This is a genomic window from Opitutales bacterium (assembly GCA_013215165.1).
Lineage (GTDB): Bacteria > Verrucomicrobiota > Verrucomicrobiia > Opitutales > JABSRG01 > JABSRG01.
In genome coordinates this window covers 57,670-78,756 of record JABSRG010000007.1, presented here as the reverse complement: position 1 = coordinate 78,756, position 21,087 = coordinate 57,670, and the positions used below count along the sequence as shown (strand labels likewise).

The following is a 21,087-nucleotide window of genomic DNA, read 5'->3' as shown; positions in this document are numbered from 1 at the left end:
ATGCGGTATTAATTCGAGTTTCCCCGAGCTATCCCCCGCTTTAGGGTAGGTTGTTCACGCGTTACGCACCCGATTGCCACTAAACCACTCCCGAAGGAGCTTCTTCGTTCGACTTGCATGTCTGAACCACGCCGCCAGCGTTCACTCTGAGCCAGGATCAAACTCTCCGAACAGATTTTAAAGATTCAAAATCTTTCAGAGACCCGATGAATCCTGTGATTCAAGCGGACACTGTGTGTTACGATTCGTGAAAATAAATCGTGTGTATAGTTATATAAGAATTGAGCGAGCCTTGACAGACTCGAAGTAGAATCCGCCAATCGCACAAATTATCTTTCAAAGAACGCATCTCAGTGGTTTGCACTGGGATGAAAAACTCAAAACCCTGCCATCGAATAAAATTGGGTCAACAGTGAAAAATAAAAATCTTTCACATGGACTGAATTGAGTCCGATGGAGGAAAGGGAGTAAAAAGAACAGAATCCCGATGACGGAAAGGAGCCTGACACAATCATCGAATGCTTTTGCGTCAAGCGTTCTCAGAAAGAAATTTCAGCCAAGGCCAAGGACTCTAATGCAGAGCGATTTCATTCGCCTCAAAATTCATATTTTGCGAATTTTTCGATAGGTCTAGAGGCTGCTTGGAAATATATTCTAAATCTTCCGGCTCTCTTTCGGTTCCCTCATTTTCTCTATGGATATATATTCAACCATCATCTGGTCACTCTATTGCTTTTTGTGTCTGACTCTCATGGTCTACGGCTTGAATAGCTACTCGATGGTCGCACTTTTCATGCGCGGGCGCAGGCGAGCTCTAAACGCGGATCTGGAACGAGAGGTAAGATTCGATAAAGAGGTTTCTGAGGAAGACCTCCCCGTAGTCTTAACTCAAATCCCGCTCTACAACGAAGCTAATGTCGCTGAACGCGTGATACGGGCGGTCGCAGAAATCGACTATCCTTTATCTAAGCACCAGATCCAAGTTTTGGATGACTCAAATGACGAAACGGTACAAATCGTAGACGATCTCACAGCTCAACTCAACGCAGATGGACACTGGATCGACGTAGTGCGACGCCCTACTCGCGAAGGGTTTAAGGCCGGCGCTTTGCAATATGGCCTCAATCAGAGTGATGCAGCATTCGTTGCGATATTTGACAGTGATTTTGTCCCCACGCCGGATTTTCTAAGAAAGTCTCTACCGCACTTGATGCTACAAAAGGAGGTCGGACTCGTCCAAGCGCGCTGGGGCCATATAAATGCCCAGCAATCTTGGCTTACTCGAGCGCTGGCCATCGGGATTGATGCTCACTTTTTAATCGAGCAGGGGGCTCGCTCCTGGAATGGCCTCTTTTTAAACTTTAATGGTACCGCAGGCGTCTGGCGAAGACAGGCGATAGACGATGCAGGGGGATGGGAATCCGATACACTCACAGAGGATATGGATCTTAGCTACCGCGCCCAGATTGCGGGATGGCGGATGCATTATGTCATGGACTTGGTCGCACCCGCGGAGATTCCTGCCACATTTACAGCGCTGAAAAGTCAGCAGTTCCGCTGGGCGAAGGGCTCTATTCAGACTGCATTAAAAATATTACCCCGCGTTTGGTCATCAGAGGCTAGTCTTTGGAAAAAGCTACAGTCGGTATTTCATCTCACGCACTATTTTATCCACTTTGCGATGATGGCAATGGCGCTCATTTCTATTCCTGTGATTTTCGCGATTATCCCGACCTGGGGGAGTACTATTTGGGTATTCGCTGCTCCACCGATCATTTTAGCAACCCTTGGACCGAGCCTGGGCTGTGTGATTTCTCAAAAGGCTTCTGAGCGAAGGAGTCTGCGCTATGCATTCAAGAATTTGCCAGCTTTGATCCTGGTAGGCTTTGGCATTTCGATATCCAACTCCCGCGCAGTGTATGAAGCATTGATTGGGAAACAGTCATCTTTTATCCGCACGCCTAAGTCTGGCACGCAAAGAAAAAAGGGATATCGCCTACGGAAAGGGATGCAGCCATGGATTGAGACATTGATCGGAGCGTATTGTTTGGTCGCCGTTGCTTTGGCAATCTACTTCGGAAACTACGGAGTCATCCCTTTCGCGATAATTTACTTTGTCAGTTACATCACGATCGGATTAAGCAGTCTTAACGAAAGTACTTCGCACTGATGTCCACCCTAGCTAACGCAGATGTCTCTTTTCGCCGCGATCAATCACGTCACGCACTATAAATACATCCAACCGACTACACTGGGTGCCCAAACTGTCCGACTGCGCCCGGCACCTCACAGCAAAACCGCAGTCAAGAGCTATTCGCTCAAAATTGAGCCTGAGCAGCACTTCATAAATTGGCAGCAAGACCCTCAGGGGAACCATCTAGCCCGGATCGTATTTCCTGAAAAGGTCAACGAGTTTCGAATCGAGGTCGATCTCGTCGCGGAGCTCTCCGTGTTCAATCCCTTCGACTTTTTCCTGGAGGATTACGCTGAGCGCATGCCGTTTCACTACCCTCAGGAGCAGATTGAGGAGCTACAGCCTTACTTAAATCCACCGGTAGATATCGGCCACCGCTTTAAGTATTTGGTCAGCAACATAGAGACGGACAAAAAGAAGACGATCGATTTCCTAGTTGAACTGAACAGCAAGATTCAGGACGAAATACAATATAACATACGCATGGAACCGGGCGTACAGACACCAGAAGCGACGCTCGAAAGCCGCACCGGAAGCTGTCGAGACTCAGCCTGGCTTATGGTGAATATTTTGCGCTCTATCGGGCTCGCGGCGCGCTTTGTATCTGGATACCTGATCCAGCTTAAGCCCGACGAAGTGGCACTCGATGGGCCCGCAGGCACGGACCATGACTTCACTGATCTGCATGCGTGGGCAGAAGTATATCTTCCTGGCGCAGGCTGGATTGGCCTCGATGCTACGTCAGGGCTGCTCACTGGAGAGGGACATATTCCCCTGGCCTGCACCCCGTCGCCCGTTACAGCAGCACCGATCTCTGGCGCCTTACAACAGGTCGAGACAGAATTTTATTTCGACATGTCTGTGCAGCGCATCAAGGAGCTTCCAAGGGCTACCTTTCCCTACTCCGATGATGCCTGGCAGCGCCTCCTAGCCCTGGGCGATCAAGTCGATTCCCGTCTCGAGTCTGGCGATGTGCGCCTTACCATGGGAGGTGAACCTACCTTTGTTTCGATCGACGATCAAGAAGGTGAAGAATGGAACACATCCGCGGTCGGACCGCAAAAGAGGCCGCTATCCGAGCAACTGCTCAAACGCATGGCTGACCGTCATGCTGATGGGTATTTCCTTCATCACGGCCAAGGCAAATGGTATCCCGGCGAGTCCCTACCCCGCTGGGCATTTTCGTGCTTTTGGAGAAAAGATGGGGTGCCGCTGTGGAAAGATCCGAGCCTTTTAGCTGATGTTGAGACAGACTACGGATTCGGGATCGAGCATGCTGAGGAATTCGTGCGTCATCTTTCGGAATCCCTAGGAGTTGAGGCTGACCACGCCCTCCCTGCTTACGAGGATATCTGGTATTACATCTGGAAGGAGAGAAAACTCCCCAGCAATGTCGATCCGCTTGACAGTAAATTGGAGGACCCAGAAGAGCGCACTCGGCTCGCTGAAGTCTTTGAAAAAGGCCTAGAAACACCGCGCGGCTGGGTCCTGCCTGTCCAAAGGCAATATCAACAAAGCAAACCAATTTGGGTGAGCGGAGGCTGGCACCTCAGACAGGAGAATCTGTATCTCATACCAGGTGATTCCCCAGTCGGCTTGCGCCTTCCTCTAGAATCCCAGCCTTGGGTCAGCACCGCTGATTATCCTTACGTAGTTAATCCGGACCCCACCACCATCGATACCTCACCGCTGCCCGATTTCGAGAATCGCTACAAAGAATATCATCAGCGTGCGCTCGACTATCAGTTGACTCAAAAACGGAGCAAGGGCGACTTCGGACCTCAGTCACAGTCACTTGATTCAGGATCGACCGAAGCGGCCCGTGAACAAAGGGCACCCGAACCGGGCGAATCCGCAGGCTGGATTGTCCGCACCGCACTATGCATCGAGCCCAAAGGAGGTAAGCTTTTTGTCTTCATGCCTCCCCTTCCCACCGCGGAAGACTACTTCGACCTACTGAACGCAATCGAGGCCACTGCCTCAGCGCTGAACATGCCGATTGTTCTCGAAGGGGAACGTCCTCCCTTCGATCCACGGGTTGAGCATTTTAAAATCACCCCCGACCCTGGAGTCATCGAAGTCAATATCAACCCAGCAGGCTCTTGGCGTGAACTTGTTGAGCGCACCACCTCCATTTACGAAGACGCTCGGCTGTGTCGCCTGGGAACCAACAAGTTTATGATCGATGGTCGCCATACCGGCACAGGGGGTGGCAACCATATCGTGATGGGCGGCAGCCAGCCCGCCAACAGTCCCTTTTTGAGGCGTCCAGACCTGCTCCGTAGTATGGTCGCTTACTGGCATCAGCACCCGTCTCTATCGTATTTATTCAGCGGATTGTTCATTGGCCCAACCAGCCAAGCCCCTCGCATCGACGAGGCGCGTATGGATTCGTTGTATGAAATGGAGATCGCGTTCAAAGAAGTCGAGCAACTCGGCGCTGATCCCCAGTTTTGGATGATTGATCGTATTTTCCGCAATCTCCTCATTGATGTCACAGGCAACACCCATCGTGCGGAATTCTGCATCGACAAGCTCTACTCGCCGGACAGCTCGACAGGGCGTCTCGGACTTGTCGAACTCAGGGGTTTTGAAATGCCTCCGCACGCGCGAATGAGCCTCGCCCAACAACTCATTATTCGTGGACTCATCGCAAAGTTTTGGGAAAAGCCCTTCCTCCCGAATCGCCTGACTCGCTGGGGCAACCAGCTCCATGATAAATGGATGCTCCCACACTTTATATGGAAAGATTTCTTAGAGGTCATTAATGACCTCAGGTCGGACGGTCTAGAATTCGAAACGGACTGGTTTTTCGCGCACAAGGAATTTCGCTTCCCCTTTTATGGTGAATTTCATTTTGAGGGTATCCATGTTGAACTACGTAATGCCTTGGAGCCCTGGCATGTCATGGGTGAAGAGGGCGCTTCAGGCGGCACAGTGCGCTACGTAGATTCTTCGGTGGAACGCCTTCAAGTGCTCGCCGATGGGATCAATGGCGATCGCTACATCCTGACCTGCAATGGTAAGAAGATCCCCATGAAACCAACAGGGCAAGGCGATCAGCTCGTTGGCGGTGTGCGCTACCGTGCCTGGCAGCCGTCCCAGTGCCTCCACCCGACCATACCCGTGGATACGCCGCTTACGCTCGATCTGATTGATACTTGGAATGGCCGCTCTGTCGCCGGATGCACCTATCATGTTGGGCACCCAGGTGGCCGCAACTATGACACTTTTCCCGTGAACAGCTACGAAGCGGAGTCGCGACGCCTAAGCCGTTTCCAACCCTTCGGTCACTCCCCCGGGGAGGCACAAGAAATACCCAACGAGCCTGCTTTAGACGAGTTTCCCTACACGCTAGATCTGCGTCGTTTCTAATGCAGCTGAGTCTTCTATGCGCCGCATTATTCTTCTCCTCGGATCTTATGATTATTCTTTGCATCGAGGCGTTGTGAATTTCGCCCGTGAGCAAAACTGGCACTTAGATCTGTCGCTTCTAAAAAAACTCGAGCTTCCCAAAAACTACAAGGCAGACGGTATACTCTGTCTATTAACAGACAACGAAGCCCTAGAGGCCTTTGTCAAAGATGCAAGTTTACCTACGGTCGACCTATCTGTCTGGCGCAGTGACTTACCCTTGCATCGCGTCACCGCAGACAACTACGCGATCGGTAAACTAGGCGCGGAACACCTTATGCAACAAGGCCACAGCAGGTTTCTATTTTATACCAGTGTCAGCAATCGAGTCTCAGACCTCCGTTGGCAGGGATTTCACGAGACACTGAAACAACATGGCCTAAAATCCAGGCGACTCGTCGAAGCCAATGACGAAGATCTCTCCCTGGAGCTCGACGCAACATCCAAGCCCCTAGCGGTCATGGGAAACAGCGATCTAGATGCATCAGAGGTGGCCTCGATCTGCGACGCCCTCGAACTCGCCATTCCGCAATCAGTCTCCATCCTCGGCGTGGATAACAACCTCTTGATCTGCGAATGCCAGTCTGCCCCACTTTCGAGCGTAGACTTCGATTTTGAAAACATCGGCTACGAAGGTGCCAAACGTCTCCATGAACTCATTGAAGACACAAATCCTGAATCGCTAACCCATCGCATGATCGAGCCCGGTGGCATCATTGTCCGCAAAAGTACAGATGCGCTCGCTGTGCAGGATACAATCGTACGCGAGGCCATCGCTTTCATTCAAAATAATCTACACCGCTCGATTGGAACACCGGAAATCTGCACTGCTCTAAATGTCGCGAGGCGTACATTGGAAATCCGATTCAAAGCTGCAGTTCAAATGACGATTCGATCGCTCATCAACAAACTGCGCATGGAGCGAGCAGAACAAGCACTCACTCAAAGTGACGTGCCGATCGAGGACATCAGCGCTGAACTGGGTTTTTGCAATGCCGCTCACTTCAGTCGGAGTTTCAAAGCGCACTGTGGCATCAGCCCGTCTCGCTTCCGCTCTCAAAATTCGGAAAATTAGTAACTGACAAAATCTCATAAACGCGACGCTCTAGCCATCATGGACAGCTTTTTCACCCCACTTCAGAAGCGCATCATCACGTTTGCCCTTACCGCACTTGCCGCTGCCGCAATAGCCATCGTCCTCTATCTCACCTTCATGTTGATGAGAGACTTCCTCATCAACTTCCAGGGCGTGCTCCTACCTCTCGTCATTGCTGCCATTATCGCAAACCTCCTAAGGCCCCTCATCCGACTCATCGACGACAAAACCCGACTCAATCAGCAACAATCGATCATTGTTTTTTACTCATTGGTTTTATTATGCCTAACCACTCTGGGCTTTTTGATCATCCCACTCTTCATCCGCGAAATTGGACAGCTATTACGCGAATCTCCTGAGATCTTTGGTAATTTTCTGGCGTTCATCCAGGAGCGCTTCCCCGACTTGTGGTCCTGGCTCAATGAAAAAATCCAGAGTAACGGAGGCTCGAAAGATCTCATCTCCGAAGCCATCTCAAAAAACTCCGAAGCCATTCGTGAATACGTGCTCCAGGCAGGCAACATCCTTGGAGGCGTGGGTAGTTCCTTCGGCTCCATGCTGGGATCTCTCGCAGCCTACTCTGTGATTCCCATCTACCTATTTTTCATATTGGACAGTCGGCGTGACGTTTGGGGAGATGTAGATTCTCAGATCACCTTTCTTCCCAAAGAGCGCAGGGAGGATGTGGTGTTCTTGGTGAAGCAGTTTTCAGAAATCCTCGTTGCGTTCTTCCGCGGCCAGATCGTCATCGGGTTGATTCTCGGCGTAATCCTCGCCATCGGCTTATCACTGATTGGTCTCAAGTTCGGTTTCGTTATTGGACTCGCCGTGGGGCTCATGAATATTGTCCCCTATCTGGGCATGGTCATCGGCCTGGGCACGATGCTCCCTTTAGCTTACTTCCAAGACGGAGGTGGCATGGCCTTGCTTGGCATGGCTGCCGGCGTGTTTATTTTAGGTCAAATCATCACCGACTACGTGCTGACTCCACGCATCATGGGCAACCAGACTGGGATGTCTTCCATGCTGATTGTATTCTCGGTCTTCTTCTGGGGAACAGCACTGCAGGGGATCATGGGAATGGTCCTAGCCATCCCACTCACCGCATTTTTCTTAGTCTTCTGGCGGCTGGCTCGCGCTAAGTATATCCCAGAATTCTTCGATAGCCACGGAGCACGCGAGACACCTCCTAATTCCGCTGCAGAGTAAATTCGTTGAAACCCGTCTTTAGAACAGGCGCCCTAACCCATTCCGCTGGCAAATCTAGGCGAGGCGTGACGTTCTCTGGGATCATCACAGCCAAGTCGAGGGCCTGACCGTCCGAAGCGAGCGACCATTTCACGCTGATCTCTCCCCGCTCGCTCTGGAACGAAGTCTCAGCCCATGTGATCGACCCACCGGGCCGCGGCCGAATGACAACAGTGGCGTAGCCGGGCTCAGCCTCAACCAGATCAATCCCTCCCACAGAGCGCACAATCCAGTCTGCCACCGCACCAAACGCATAGTGATTAAATGAGTTCATCCCTGTAGAGCTAAATCCTTTATCTGGTGTCCAACTATCCCAAAGCTCCCAGACTGTTGTCGCCCCATTGGTCACCGGGAAGAGCCACGAGGGGAAAGTAGTCTGTTCGAGCAAGGCATAGGCGACTTCTAAGTGCCCGGTCTTTTCGAGAGCATCCAAAAGATAGGGCGTCCCGACAAAGCCTGTTGCCAGGTGCATGCCGCGATTTTCAATATCCTCAACCAGCTTCCTCCCCGCCTCAGCGATTTGTTCTGGCTTCAGAAGATCGAAGTGAATCGCTAGCACATAACTCGTCTGAGAGCCGCACGCGACCCAGCCTGCTTCCGTGACAAAGCGGCCCTGAAAAGCTTCGACCACCTTTTCTCGGAGGTCCTTGAAGCGAGCAGCATCCGCCCAGGCCGGACCCGAGTCGTTTTCGAAGGCGATATTAGGGACAAAAGCGGGTATACGCGCCCATTTTTGCTGCGTCCAGACCTCGTTCCGGTTCTGAGGTCGCCGGAGCTTCACGAGCCGATCTCCAGACTCATTGGGTTCCAGATTCGTGTAGTGCTTAACGCGCTGGTCTGTGGTGCGCATCATAAAGAAAGCCCCATTTTTTTGAAACTGCGAGCAGATGCCGTAGGTGCTATATGCGCGGTCTCCAACCAAGATCTCGCCTACCTTTACTCGTGGGATTAAATCGCAGAGTGCTGCTGTAATCTCGCTCGTGTTTTGGTCTGTGACAGAACTCGTTTCGATCGCTCCGGTGTTCAGATCGAATAAAGCAGTGAGGCGTATGAGCGGAAAGCCGCAGCCTGGTGCACACTGACTACTCTGAGGAAAACACTTTTGAGTATCAGGGGTATCAGCAGCAGCAACCGTGGTTGAGTCCACCAAATGAATGCGATGTCCATCAAAGCCAGACACGGTCTCGCCCGCTCCGAGCGCATTGAGCACGCGCTGATGGGCATCTTGAATGAGTGCGGTCTTCAGGCGCCCCCGCGCTTGAGCGTAGGCCAATGTCGATGCAGAAGACACCAAAGTGCCTTTACCGGCTTGTATCGCCTGAGCACCACGCAAAGCATGACGCAGGCTCGCCATAGTTCCTCCCTCACCCGCTGACCAAAACTGTCCGAGCCACACCCTGAATGTATTGCGCTAACAAAAGGTGCGTTTGCGCTCTGAAAAAGCGTCTAGAATATGGGTCGGCAAGACCTCTTCAAAGAGGCTTTCCCATTGACTGACTGAGCGCTCCCGAGCAGCCTGCTGAGTTTTGCGAAAAGCCCCTCTAAAAGTCGCTGCCAACCCATTTTTTCAACCCTTAACAAATCGAAGGAAACAGCCTCAACTTAGTGACATTCGGCCATATCCAGCCAGTGGTCCCAATGTCGGCTAACGCCTCCACCAGGGCACTTCGGCGTTAGGCATAAACAATGGATAAAAAACGAGAACAGTTGTATCATTTACTTGGAGATCTTCCTCCACGAAACTTGCCCATAAAGCTTATTCAGTGTGATATAATTAAAACAAAGGACAGAGTCATTGAGCACCTTAAGTTGAACCTCAATGGTATAGACCATGTTACAGCCTTATTTGTTAAGCCGATCGAAGCAGCTGAACCTCTTCCCTGTGTATTATACAATCACTCTCATGGAGGTAATTACGATTTAGGTAAAAATGAACTTATAGATGGAGTAGAATATTTATATAATGTCCCATATGTGGAGCCACTTATATCCAATAACTATTCTGTACTTTGCATTGATTCATGGTGCTTTGGTGAGAGAAAAAAGAAGCGTCAAATGGATGTTGCCAAAGAAATGTTATGGAAGAGCCAGACATTGTGGGGGATGATGGTTTTTGATAGCCTGAAAGCAATTGATTATCTTACAAGTCGAGAGGATGTAGATTCGAATCGCTTGGGAACCCTTGGGATGTCCATGGGAAGTCAATGGCCTGGTGGTTGGCTGCATTAGATAGTCGAATCAGAGTCTGTGTTGATATTTGTTGCTTGACTGACTTTGAAGCGCTAATCGAATCAGATGGCTTAGGAGGGCATGGTTTTTATTACTATGTTCCTGCATTAATGAAGTATTTTTCAACAAGTACAATTAATGAGTTAATTTCCCCAAGAGCCCACTTGTCACTAGCAGGCAGACACGATCCTTTAACTCCTGAGCTGGGACTGTTAAAAATAGACGATTATCTCAAAGCTGTTTACCGAAAAAATGGTAATCCCGACGGATGGCAGCTCAAATGTTATGACGTTGCTCATCAAGAAACATTCGAAATGAGAAAAGCAGCTATTGATTTTATTAACTTATGGTTATAGATCACAAACCGAGTCCAACAAGGATGAGTGAGAGGGCGGCACAGAACTTGATCCCCCCTCATCATGGAAAACGCTAACAAAGACACCTACACCCTCGGCCTCGATTTTGGAATCGCGGCGCATGCTCGATGCCTTATATATTCCACTAGAGAAGTCGCGGGGAAGGCCAACGGTTTTCCCTTCTCGACCTTACAGGACACAGCATCCACAGCTTTCACCACACGTTTTTTGCCGATCCAAGAATTCGGACTGGCTGACATATGAACTTTGAATTTCATAAGCAAAGTGAGAAAAGCCAAACCGAAACTACAACACTTAGATACTCCACTTATGCGTCCTCATATGGTTGGGCTCCACAATAACGGACTTAGAGCTGTGGACTGCCAAGGCCCCAGTCTAGTTTGGCAATCGCTGTCAGTATTGCGTCGGGATCGATAACAAGGTTGCCAGCATGCGCCTGGCAGAGAGTTTTTGTTAAACCCTATTTGTAAAATTGAAGAAAACCCTATCTGAGTGCCTCGGCTTTATTGCCATTATCTTTTCGATCACCTGTTATCCACTGTCCGCTGGGGAAAGTCGATCTGTCGAGCATCTATCCAAAATCTATCTAGAGATCACAGACGCAGCAGAGGAAGCACGTTCCCGATCAGAACATCCGTTATGGCAGCGCCACATAGATTCTGTCTTAGCCTTGTTGGAAGTTGATATCGCTCGAGTGAGGTTGGGCTATGATCTGCACCTGGAAGAAGATGGCACGCCATCCTCAAAATCACATGCGTCGATTACGCGATCGATCGAGTTGCATCAAAATATTTTAGCCGGATTGAAAGGTGACGCCGGCGATCCCGAAAACCATTTTGGAGGCGGGAAGTCGTTGATCATGAGCTTTGTTTCGAAAGTTGATCGAAGTATTCAATATTACTCCCTCGTCCTGCCTAAAGGATGGAGTCACGAAAAAGCTTATCCCCTCCTGACCACTCTACATGGCATGGGGCCCGATCACCCCTTAACATACGTACACATATTTTTCTCTTCAAAAGACAAAGGTCCTGCTCCCAATTCTGATCGCTCCAAACCCGATAGCGGGATCCTGGAGCCCCACATAACCATCCGTCCATGGGGAAGAGGAAATAATTGGTATGTCGGATTTGCGGGCATCGATGTCCAGGAGGCCCTTGACGACCTTAATCACAGAATAAAGACAGATAGAGCACGTTGGTATCTGACAGGACACTCAATGGGAGGTAGCGCTTGCTGGCATCTTGCAATTCATCGTCCCGACCTCTGGGCTGCAGTATTTCCTTTCGCGAATGCGTGGAACTATATCGATACCGACAGCACACTCGTAGAAAATTTAAAAGGAATCCCCTTCTACTTCCAGACCGGAGAAAAGGATGAACGCCTCGTACCGATAACGTATGAACGAGCAGCGGCGATCGACGCTCTCGGCAATCCTATGAAGATTGAGATTCTTCCAGATATTGGCCATCGCATACCAAAGAACCTTAGGCGGCATGCAAAACAATGGATGTTTCAATACAGCAAGCCCGTCCCGGATCAATTCACCTATCAAATCGACCCCATGTTGTCTCATGTCAACTTGGGATACATAGCGCCCTGGGGCGTAAGAACGCGCGTAAAATCCTACGGTGAGCCCGCTCACTTCTCCTTCACACTCGACAAGACTTCAAATACGATTCATCTGACCACGCGAGATGTGAAGTATGTTGAATTTGACCCCAAACCCCTGCAATTGGAAACCTCAATGACGGTCACTATAAATGGCGTTGAGCGATACCAAGGGGAAGCAGAATTGGTAGAGTTTAAGAAGATAGACTAACTTGGTCATTTCATACACTGAATATACATAGTCTTCAAAAATGGCGGATGCAATTTGAGGACCAGGGAGGTTTTCGGGTTGTTGTTCTGATTGGGTCGACAAGAAGGTGAGTGCCTATCGCTATCGCTGTCACTGATCGATGCCAATCGTTGTAGAAAAGGCGTTCCGTCGCCTGGCTCCTACGGTGTGGATCGGAGCAACGGCCTGCGCCCGACAGAACGAGACAGAGGCAGTCGGGGAAATGTCGCCTTTGTTTTAGAGGCGACATGGTTAAGAACATTCCCGGCGTGAGTAATCCAAATTTTGTTAGCTTTTCTTTTGCGGGACGAAAAAGTCTCGATTGACTGACTTCTTCTATGCAGGCGACCGTTTTTCCATCGTCGGCCTATACCCACTTTGCAGCCGGAGTGGCGGGCTCTGCTGTGCCTTGGTATGCAGCTCAGGCTATTCTCGACGCTCCGATGGAGCAGACTTTTCTCGTCGCGCGCAATTTACAGGAGAGCGAGCGCTGGCTAGAGGAAACATGCTTCTACTTGGAAACGGTTTTGAACATGCCGGAAGTAGAACGCTTGTCTTTTCCCGACATTCCCGATTCAGATGCAGATGATCCGCGCGTCTTTGACCATCTATGTGATCGCATAGCGGTGCTTACCAAGCTGCTCCATCCCGGACAGACGCAACGCATTATCGCGACAACGGTAGGTGCGTTTTTCGATCGCTGCCCAGATCCTGCCGGGCTCACGCAGCATGAACTGCATATAAAATGTGGAGAGGAAATCGCTCTCCACGGTTTAGTAGACCGCCTTGGGAATGAGCTGGAATATGCCTCCGAGGCCGTCTGCGAACAGCCCGGTCAATTCGCCCAAAGAGGAGGTATTCTCGATATCTACCCTCTGAACGCCGACCAGCCCTACAGGATCGATTTCTTTGGCGATGAAGTAGAGAGCATTCGCCCATTTGACCCGGCCACCCAACGAACTCTGGAAGACCCAGGAGTTAAAACGGATCTTATCATTGCATCGGGCCGCGCTGGCGCAAGCAACGAACAAGACGGCGGCATCACTGCCTTTTTGACCCGGCCTACACGTATTTTTCTACTTGAACCCGAGTTACTCGCCGAACACCACCCTAACCAATTCTATAATTCGCCCACCTCCCGGGAGCCGAACTGGTCTTGGGTCACGCAACGCATCAAAGAGGAGAAAGCCCCCGTTCATTTCGTGGGCATTTCCGAACTCTCCGAACGCCCCAAGTGGTTTCAAGCGGCAGAGGAACGCAGCATTCAAGCAGAGGACCTCGTCCACTATCGTCAATTCCCAGCCGACGACATGCTAGGGACAGATCGATTCGACTCGGAGCAAGAAGCTCGGCTTGACTTTCTAGAGAAAACAGCCGCTTGGCAGCAAGACGGCTTTGAGGTGTCGTTTGTCCTCAATACTGAGGGCGAGCAACAGCGATTAAAAGAAATCCTTCAACAGGAAACCGATCTAAAGAAATTCAAGCCCACGTTCCTCCGCGGCATCCTGCGGCATGGGGTGATCGTGGAAAATACCGACCTTCCCTTCCCTCTTGCAGCGCGCAGCAAGTCCAAAGGTTGGGTATTTGCGACGGACACCGAGATCTTTGGCCGCAACCGGCGTCGTATTGCCAAAGTGCGCCAGCGCAGCCTACCGCAGAAAAACCGGATGGACCAAGCACTGGACTTTTCGGAGCTCGCTGATGGTGATCCCGTCGTGCACCTCCAAAATGGTATCTGCCTCTACCGAGGCCTGACTCAGGTGGAGATCAAGGGACACACCGAAGAGGCTATCTCCCTCGAATTTGCCAATGACGTCATCCTCCACCTGCCCCTCCATGAATCCCACTTACTCACACGCTACGTCGGACTGAGTAAGACTGAGCCGAAGCTGGGAAAACTCGGCTCGGGCAATTGGGACAAAACGCGACGCGCTGCCGAACAAGCCACCCTGGACCTCGCCGGCGAGCTTCTGCGCCTCCAAGCCGCGCGCGATGCCGAACAGGGCTTCTCCTTTCCTGACGACTCGGACTGGCAGAACGAGTTTGAGCACTCATTTCTCTATCGCGAAACGCCAGACCAGCTCACCGCCATTCAGGAAACCAAACAGGACATGCAGCGCACCCAACCGATGGACCGTCTCATTTGCGGTGACGTGGGCTTTGGGAAAACGGAGGTGGCCATCCGCGCCGCGTTCAAGGCTGTCAATGCCGGCAAGCAAGTCGCCATCCTCGTCCCCACCACAGTCCTCTGTCAGCAACACTTCAATACCTTCCGGGAGCGCATGGCGGATTATCCTGTGACAGTCGAGATGGTGAGTCGCTTTCGCGGCAGTGGCCAAAATAGCCAGGTGATCCAGCAAGCTGCCGCCGGGCAAATCGATATCCTCATTGGCACCCACCGTCTGTTGAGCGGTGATGTCAGCTTCAAAGATCTCGGTCTCCTCGTCATCGATGAAGAGCAGCGCTTCGGGGTACGCCACAAAGAACGCCTCAAGCAAATGCGGCTCACCGTGGACATCCTGACCCTGAGTGCTACGCCCATCCCGCGCACCCTTTATATGGCCTTGGTCGGTGCACGAGAAATGAGTGTGATCGAAACGGCCCCCGTCGATCGGCTACCCGTTCAGACGATCGTCAAAGGATTCGACGCCAATCTTATTAAAAGTGCTATCCGCCAGGAGATAAACCGGGGCGGCCAGATATTTTACCTCCATAACCGCGTCGGCACCATAGACCGCGCTGTCGAGCTGATCGAACAACTCATCCCGGACGCGCGCATCGGTGTCGGCCACGGCCAGATGGACGAGGGCATGCTGGAGCGCGTGATGAGTAAGTTTGTGGCACACAAGTATGATGTCCTTGTGTGCACGACCATCATTGAGTCGGGTATCGATATTCCCAATTGCAATACCATCATTATCGAAAACGCAGAACGCTTCGGCCTGGCCCAGCTCTATCAGATACGAGGCCGGGTGGGACGCCACAAACGACAAGCCTACGCATATCTCCTTACCAACGAACGCGGCAAAATGATGGACGAGGCCCGGAAACGCCTCAGTGCCATCCGCCAATACAATAAACTCGGATCCGGCTACCGTATCGCCATGCGTGATCTCGAGCTGCGTGGAGCCGGCAATCTACTCGGCTCAGAGCAGAGCGGCCATATCGCCGGTGTCGGCTTTGATCTCTATTGCCAACTCCTACGCCAGAGCGTGGCGCGGCTCAAAGGCGATAAACAAGCCCGCATTATACGAGCTAAGGTGCAGTTTGATTGTGTGATCGTCGGTGCACGCAGCGAAAAAGAGAACCAGACGCGTAGTGCTCCCGGTCACGAAGGGTTTAGTGCCATTAAAATGGCGGACTTGAAGGAGGAACTAGTCCCATCGGTCCAAGCCTTTTTGCCTCATAGCTACATCAGTGAAAGCCGACTACGGATAGATCTTTATCGTCGTTTGGCCACCGCAGACACTCCCGAAAATGTCCGCGCGATCGCCGACGAAATGAAAGACCGCTTCGGCGCCTTACCCCAGCCCGTCAAGGTGCTCCTTCACCTCACCGAAGTGCGCACGCTTGCGGAACAAGCGGGAGTGGACAAGGTCGTCGCTGAGGGGACGCGCCTGAAATGCCGCCTGGCTCAAGCTGGTTCCAAAGAGTCTTTCATCATGCTGGGTAAACGCTTTCCTCGCTTGACCGGTAAAGACGCACTCTCAAGAGTCCGAGAAGTAAAAGCCATATTGAAGCGACACACATCTGCCACATGAACGCCATCCGCTCCGCCCTGGTCTGGGGTATCTTTTCCGCCTTCAGCCTCACGTCTATTTTCGCACAAACTGCCAGCAGCACTTACGACCGCTGGGAAGAACGCTACGAAAACGGTATCGCAGCCATCGTCGAAGGCCGCATTATCACCAAAGAAGAGGTCCGGCTAGAGATGGCGCCGATCGTCCCCCAGCTTATTCGTGATTCCCGCTCCCCCCAGGAGTTCAACGTCCAGGTCGAGCAGCTCGCTAAGGAAATCCTTCAGAGCAAAATAGACCGTCAGTTGATCATCAAAGAATTTTTCTCGGATGAAAAGCGCCAGATCCCGCGCAGCGTCATCGAAAACGAATTTGAAAAAATGCTCCTGCGCGAGTTCGAAGGCGATCGTCGCGCCCTGCTCGAATACCTTGATAGTCAGAATAAGACCATGGTCCAATATAGACGCGAGCTGGAGGAGGATATCGTCGTCCAGGTCATGAGAGGCGAGATTCGCAGAACGATGGCTGAAGTCAGCCCCGAACAAATCGAAGAGTTTTATAGAGACCACAAGTTGGAGTTCTATATGGAATCATCCGTGCACCTACGCCAAATCCAGCTCGCACCCTACGCCGACGAGACGCCCGATGTGCTTCAGCAAAACGCGGAGAAAATCCTCACAGAATTTCGCCAGGGAACCGATTTTGCAGATTTGGCACGTCGCTATAGTCAGGACGACATGCGCCGTCGCGGAGGCGATTGGGGATGGATTCAAATGTCCGATATCCGCGAAGAACTCGCCGCAGTCGCTTTTGACTTAAAGTCAGGTGATATCAGTGAGCCGGTAAAACTGGGAGACCGTATTTTCATACTCTATGTGGAGGAGAAGCGCGATGAAATGATCCAGCCGCTCCCAGAGGTGCGCGAGCGCATTGAAACGTTCATTTCCAACACACAGGCGCGTGAGATTCAGCAGCGATGGATGGAGCGTTTGCGTGCACGGGGGTATGTGAAATACTTCCTCTAGGGATCTTCTTATGTTGAGGGCGATCGTGCGGGCATGGGACGCCTTCCGCGAAAGAAGGCGAGCCTTCAAACTCCCCGAAAACGAACCAAACAAGGTGGGTCCTGGCTTCGGGGACTACATGCTCAAGCAGAGCCGCAAGGGCAGCCAGAGTGACTCTGATCTACTCGACCGCCGTCTTCGTCAGCGCTATTACCTGGTTATATTTATTTCCATCGCGCTAATGGGATGGCTCATCTACGAATTCGTTTACTCCTTGCGGTTCTTTGAGGGATAGCTTAGCGGCATATCTCAAGCGTCATCGTGATTCATGGGTCGTTGTCGTAATCGAAATCCCTCTAAGCAACGAAGCCTGAGCCCTCCCGGCGCTCCTGAAGGAGAATAGAAAAAAGATTAGCGCAAATTCGCGTCCATTCGCGGATTTATCCAATTCCAGTAGTCTGAGGGGCTAGCCCCGGTTCCGCGTTATTTGATCCCCCCCACACGCCTACTTCACTCCAGTTGCCAAGAGCGTCTCGAAATGCGGCTCGTTCTCTTCGCGGGCGACGGGTTGCACTTCGATTGAGCCGAATCCGGCCTTCATGAGATAGCTTTCTAGCTCGTGGGGCGCGAAGCCGAGCCAGAGATCAGCATAGAGTTCGTGAGCCTTTTCAAAACTGTGCTCGCGCAGATCGAGGATGACGAGACGCCCTCCTTTTTTGAGCAGGCGATACGCCTCTTTCACTGCGCGCTCAGGATGTTGCGCGTGGTGCAATGCCTGGCTCAGGAGAGCGAAGTCGAACTGCCCTCCTTCCAAGGGCACTCGCTCAATGTCGCCGAGGATGTACTCCAAATTCTGGATATCATTGGTGCGCGCAAGGTCTGCACCAAATTCGACCATTTTGGGAGAGATGTCGACGCAGACTACTGAATCTGCGCGTTTCGCAAGGAGATGGGAGAGCATGCCCTCGCCGGCTCCCAGATCCACAATCTTCACCGCAGGAGTCATCTGGAGTAAACAGTGCCCCAGGGCTTCCCACGAGCGACCCGGGCAATAGTTGCGACCCAGGCGACCAGCAATGGTATTAAAATACTGCTCACTGAGCTGGCGACGGCGCTCGACGATCCGAGAGAGATTCAAACGATCCGCTTCCCAACGCACATCCGCGGATGCTTCTTTCAACACTTGGTTGACGATGAGTTCGGCGGTCTCAGGCAGACGCGAACTCAAGCGGTAATAGACTTTTTTGCCGTCTCTTCGATCCTCCAACAGGCTCCCCTGTCGCAGCTGAGCCAAATGGGAAGAAATACGCGATTGCCCCATATCCAACACCTCCTGAATCTCGGCCACCGATAATTCTTCCTGCGCGAGAATGTGAAGAATACGCAGGCGTGTCGCATCAGCGAGCAGCTTGAGTGCATCCAAAAGAAGAGGCTCCATACATCAAAATAAGAAGCAGGATTGGCACATTATGAAAGTTGAATTTCTCAAAACCTCTGCACAACCTGTCTCCCATGTCAGCGATCTTACTGATTCTTCTCATCGTCGTTGCCCTAGGGGTTATGGCCGCTCTTTGGTTTTTCAGCCGACCCAAGGAAGCCACGGGCGAATTTAATCGATCAAAGGATCGCCCGATGACTATCAAGAACGTCGAGCCAGGTGGCGTGCTGACACTGAAAGGAGTGGGAGAAAACATCGAAGACTTCGAAATCGTGATTACAGGCAAGCACCTTTACCAAGAAGACGGCTTCGAATGGTTTGAGCTTGAGGGAGAGCGCGGCGCTGAAAAAGTGTGGATCGAAGTGGAGGACGATGACGAGTTGAGTGTATCACTTACGGTGAAGAAAATGAAGCTGAGCCAGATCGGCCTGAACCCAGATGAAGTGGCCCGCATTGAAAAAGCCGATGAAGGCGAGATCAGTTACGAGGGCCGCAGCTACGAATTTGATGACTGGGGCGAGGCGATGTTTTACCGCAACGGTGCTCGTGCACAGGGGGAACGCTTTAAATATTGGGACTTTGAGAGCGAAGATGGCCTACACTCCCTCACCATAGAACAATGGGCAGGGGCACGTATGGAAGCCTTCCTTTCAGAAAATATCCGCCCGGCGCAGATCGATATCTTTTCACTCGACGGCAAAGCCTGAAATTCTGCTCATTGATGGAACTCTTTCTTCAAACCTACCTACTCATCCCGCTGGCCTACTTTGGCTTGGCGATCCTCGTCTTGGTATTTTCCAAATTGCTCAACGATTGGACGACACCCTACTCGGTCGACGAAGAATTACATGAGAAAGACAATCCCGCTTTGGCCCTTAGTTTCAGCGGTTATATACTCGGCGTGGTGATTGCCTTTACTGGCGCCCTGCTCGGTCCGAGCCAAGGACTGTTCATGGATATTGTAATGACCGGCGCTTACTCGCTAGTCGGCGTCATCCTCCTCAACATCGCGCGCGTGGTGAATGACAAGCTGGTGCTCTACAAATTTTCCAACGTAAAGGAAATCATTGAAGACCAAAACGCCGGCACCGGAGCTGTTCAGTTTGGTGCCTATATTGCTTCGGCGTTGATTATCGCTGGAGCAATAAATGGGCAGGGAGGCGGCCCCTTAACAGCATTAACGTTTTTTGCATTAGGGCAGGTCTTCATGGCCCTCTTTGCTCCGATCTTCTGCAAATTTACGCCCTTTGATGTCCATGCTGAGATCGAAGACGATAATATTGCCGCAGGTGCAGCGTTTGGCGGTGCGTTGATTGCCATTGGTATGATCTTGATGCACGCAAGCGCCGGCGACTTTGAAAGCTGGCAATATAACCTCGGCATCTTCGCCGGCGAAGCCGTGATCGGCTTGGCCCTGTTACCGCTCGCTCGGTTCGGCTTCGATAAAATCGCTTTTCCCAACGCCGACCTCCAGCAGGAGATCAAAGAAGACCGCAACCTCGGTGCCGGTATCATGGAGGCATGCTGCCTTATCGGCTTTGCCGCCCTACTCAGTGTAACGTTTGGATAAGGAGGCACTGTTCATGAGTAGCGATTTTTCAGCACAAAACTTCAGCCGCCACCTCCCTATGGTTTTGGTGGGCTTTTCATTGGTGTGTTTCCTCACCGCTTTGTTTTTCAATACCGACCAGGGCGACGAACGCATAATAAGCTTCGACGCCCAAGCATACGGCGATCAAGGCCAGGGCAAGGCATTCGAGGTGGAAAGCAAAAATCAAGTCTTCCTTGTCACCATGGAGCGTGATGTCAGCGGTCTTGCCATTGATCGCGGCTGGGTCGATGTCGACGTCCAGATCCAGTCTGCCAACGCCCAGACACTCTTTGGTTATGCCATCAATTTTTTCCGAGAATATCGGGAAAATACCGATGGCGACACTTACTTGTATGAGCAGAGCGAGGAAACGGTGAAGATCACCATGCCTTATAGCGGAACGTTCCGCATCCACATGTTTGCCCAGTCTAACCAAATCGGTGACACCGCTCCGATCACGGTCAGGATGCAACCTAAAGTAGCATCATCGATGCCCTTCTTCTTGGTAGGGATTATTGCCATTGTCGCAGGCATCGCGCTTGGATTTATCAATATCAAGATGAACGCTCAACGCAGGTACCGTTACTAAACCATTTAACAGAGACACCATGATTAAATACATCATTCTCGGAGCCGCTCTTTTTGGAATCTACGCCATCACCTTTGCCGCAAGCCAGCGCGGCTACGGATATGCTGGCTATGGCCTGGAACGCAACAATGACCGTTACGTTTATCGCTCGAGCCCCAGCTTTGGGTATTTTGGAGGCCCGCGCTATTACGGTTCAGACTACTATGGTGGGGGTGGCATCGGAGGCACGACCATGCGACGCACGTCGGGCTCCGTACGCTCTGGCAGCGTGGGTGGCCCCGGGTTTTTTGGTGGCGGCCCTAGCAGAGGCAAATAGGCCCAGCTTCCATCTGG

The 21,087-nt window shown here is 51.6% G+C and carries 15 protein-coding genes, 1 rRNA gene and 1 pseudogene; 14 read left to right on the top strand and 3 right to left on the bottom strand.

What is annotated here, in order from left to right; genetic code table 11:
• Positions 1 to 173 (bottom strand): 16S ribosomal RNA (locus HRU10_02180); the annotation flags it as partial.
• 521 nt (positions 174 to 694) lie between these two features.
• Between HRU10_02180 and HRU10_02175 the strand changes: the two genes are divergently transcribed.
• The 4 genes from HRU10_02175 to HRU10_02160 are packed head-to-tail and all read left to right on the top strand — an operon-like array spanning position 695 to position 7,913.
• Positions 695 to 2,170, top strand: coding sequence for a glycosyltransferase (locus HRU10_02175; GenBank protein NRA26037.1), 1,476 nt, complete (start codon positions 695 to 697; stop codon positions 2,168 to 2,170).
• Positions 2,171 to 2,191: 21 nt separating this feature from the next.
• Complete coding sequence (locus HRU10_02170; GenBank protein ID NRA26036.1) at positions 2,192 to 5,569, top strand: transglutaminase family protein; 3,378 nt, start codon at positions 2,192 to 2,194, stop codon at positions 5,567 to 5,569.
• A gap of 16 nt (positions 5,570 to 5,585) precedes the next feature.
• Complete coding sequence (locus HRU10_02165; GenBank protein NRA26035.1) at positions 5,586 to 6,683, top strand: substrate-binding domain-containing protein; 1,098 nt, start codon at positions 5,586 to 5,588, stop codon at positions 6,681 to 6,683.
• A 39-nt stretch (positions 6,684 to 6,722) separates the two neighbouring features.
• Positions 6,723 to 7,913, top strand: coding sequence for an AI-2E family transporter (locus tag HRU10_02160; GenBank protein NRA26034.1), 1,191 nt, complete (start codon positions 6,723 to 6,725; stop codon positions 7,911 to 7,913).
• Here HRU10_02160 and HRU10_02155 read toward each other — a convergent pair.
• Positions 7,894 to 9,306: a transposase gene (locus HRU10_02155; GenBank protein ID NRA26033.1), complete on the bottom strand. Its 1,413-nt coding sequence runs from the start codon at positions 9,304 to 9,306 to the stop codon at positions 7,894 to 7,896. The genes HRU10_02160 and HRU10_02155 overlap by 20 nt on opposite strands.
• A 332-nt stretch (positions 9,307 to 9,638) precedes the next feature.
• Here HRU10_02155 and HRU10_02150 point away from each other — a divergent pair.
• From HRU10_02150 to HRU10_02125, 6 genes and pseudogenes are all read left to right on the top strand, one after another.
• Positions 9,639 to 10,537 (top strand): annotated as a pseudogene (locus HRU10_02150) (acetylxylan esterase).
• Between the two features lie 63 nt (positions 10,538 to 10,600).
• Positions 10,601 to 10,801, top strand: a complete 201-nt coding sequence (locus HRU10_02145; GenBank protein ID NRA26032.1) for a hypothetical protein — start codon at positions 10,601 to 10,603, stop codon at positions 10,799 to 10,801.
• A gap of 229 nt (positions 10,802 to 11,030) precedes the next feature.
• Positions 11,031 to 12,377, top strand: coding sequence for a hypothetical protein (locus HRU10_02140; protein NRA26031.1), 1,347 nt, complete (start codon positions 11,031 to 11,033; stop codon positions 12,375 to 12,377).
• 356 nt (positions 12,378 to 12,733) lie between these two features.
• On the top strand, positions 12,734 to 16,156 hold the full coding sequence (gene mfd, locus HRU10_02135) for a transcription-repair coupling factor (GenBank protein NRA26030.1): 3,423 nt from the start codon (positions 12,734 to 12,736) through the stop codon (positions 16,154 to 16,156).
• The gene (locus HRU10_02130) at positions 16,153 to 17,157 is read left to right on the top strand and encodes a peptidylprolyl isomerase (protein NRA26029.1); all 1,005 of its coding nucleotides are present in this window, start codon (positions 16,153 to 16,155) and stop codon (positions 17,155 to 17,157) included. Before mfd ends, HRU10_02130 begins: the two co-directional genes overlap by 4 nt.
• 10 nt (positions 17,158 to 17,167) lie before the next feature.
• Entirely contained in the window at positions 17,168 to 17,431 is a 264-nt protein-coding gene (locus HRU10_02125; protein ID NRA26028.1) for a hypothetical protein, read from the top strand.
• 210 nt (positions 17,432 to 17,641) lie between these two features.
• On the opposite strand, the gene HRU10_02120 is transcribed toward HRU10_02125, so the two are convergent.
• Positions 17,642 to 18,574 (bottom strand): metalloregulator ArsR/SmtB family transcription factor, encoded by a 933-nt coding sequence (locus tag HRU10_02120; protein ID NRA26027.1) that lies wholly within the window; start codon positions 18,572 to 18,574, stop codon positions 17,642 to 17,644.
• A gap of 74 nt (positions 18,575 to 18,648) precedes the next feature.
• Here HRU10_02120 and HRU10_02115 point away from each other — a divergent pair, with 74 nt between their 5' ends.
• The 4 genes from HRU10_02115 to HRU10_02100 are packed head-to-tail and all read left to right on the top strand — an operon-like array spanning position 18,649 to position 21,070.
• On the top strand, positions 18,649 to 19,281 hold the full coding sequence (locus HRU10_02115; GenBank protein ID NRA26026.1) for a DUF4178 domain-containing protein: 633 nt from the start codon (positions 18,649 to 18,651) through the stop codon (positions 19,279 to 19,281).
• Between the two features lie 14 nt (positions 19,282 to 19,295).
• Positions 19,296 to 20,144 carry a DUF350 domain-containing protein gene (locus tag HRU10_02110; GenBank protein ID NRA26025.1) on the top strand — a complete coding sequence of 283 codons (849 nt, stop codon included), beginning with the start codon at positions 19,296 to 19,298 and terminating at the stop codon, positions 20,142 to 20,144.
• A 13-nt stretch (positions 20,145 to 20,157) separates the two neighbouring features.
• A complete protein-coding gene (locus tag HRU10_02105) occupies positions 20,158 to 20,754 on the top strand; it encodes a hypothetical protein (protein ID NRA26024.1) in 597 nt (198 codons plus the stop codon).
• A gap of 19 nt (positions 20,755 to 20,773) precedes the next feature.
• Entirely contained in the window at positions 20,774 to 21,070 is a 297-nt protein-coding gene (locus tag HRU10_02100) for a hypothetical protein (GenBank protein ID NRA26023.1), read from the top strand.
• The last annotated feature ends 17 nt before the right edge of the window (positions 21,071 to 21,087 follow it).

Coding starts and splice junctions, on each gene's coding strand:
- HRU10_02175 (NRA26037.1), top strand. CDS start 695: ATGGATATATATTCAACCATCATCTGGTCACTCTATTGCTTTTTGTGT.
- HRU10_02170 (NRA26036.1), top strand. CDS start 2,192: ATGTCTCTTTTCGCCGCGATCAATCACGTCACGCACTATAAATACATC.
- HRU10_02165 (NRA26035.1), top strand. CDS start 5,586: ATGCGCCGCATTATTCTTCTCCTCGGATCTTATGATTATTCTTTGCAT.
- HRU10_02160 (NRA26034.1), top strand. CDS start 6,723: ATGGACAGCTTTTTCACCCCACTTCAGAAGCGCATCATCACGTTTGCC.
- HRU10_02155 (NRA26033.1), bottom strand. CDS start 9,306: ATGGCGAGCCTGCGTCATGCTTTGCGTGGTGCTCAGGCGATACAAGCC.
- HRU10_02145 (NRA26032.1), top strand. CDS start 10,601: ATGGAAAACGCTAACAAAGACACCTACACCCTCGGCCTCGATTTTGGA.
- mfd (NRA26030.1), top strand. CDS start 12,734: ATGCAGGCGACCGTTTTTCCATCGTCGGCCTATACCCACTTTGCAGCC.
- HRU10_02130 (NRA26029.1), top strand. CDS start 16,153: ATGAACGCCATCCGCTCCGCCCTGGTCTGGGGTATCTTTTCCGCCTTC.
- HRU10_02125 (NRA26028.1), top strand. CDS start 17,168: ATGTTGAGGGCGATCGTGCGGGCATGGGACGCCTTCCGCGAAAGAAGG.
- HRU10_02120 (NRA26027.1), bottom strand. CDS start 18,574: ATGGAGCCTCTTCTTTTGGATGCACTCAAGCTGCTCGCTGATGCGACA.
- HRU10_02115 (NRA26026.1), top strand. CDS start 18,649: ATGTCAGCGATCTTACTGATTCTTCTCATCGTCGTTGCCCTAGGGGTT.
- HRU10_02110 (NRA26025.1), top strand. CDS start 19,296: ATGGAACTCTTTCTTCAAACCTACCTACTCATCCCGCTGGCCTACTTT.
- HRU10_02105 (NRA26024.1), top strand. CDS start 20,158: ATGAGTAGCGATTTTTCAGCACAAAACTTCAGCCGCCACCTCCCTATG.
- HRU10_02100 (NRA26023.1), top strand. CDS start 20,774: ATGATTAAATACATCATTCTCGGAGCCGCTCTTTTTGGAATCTACGCC.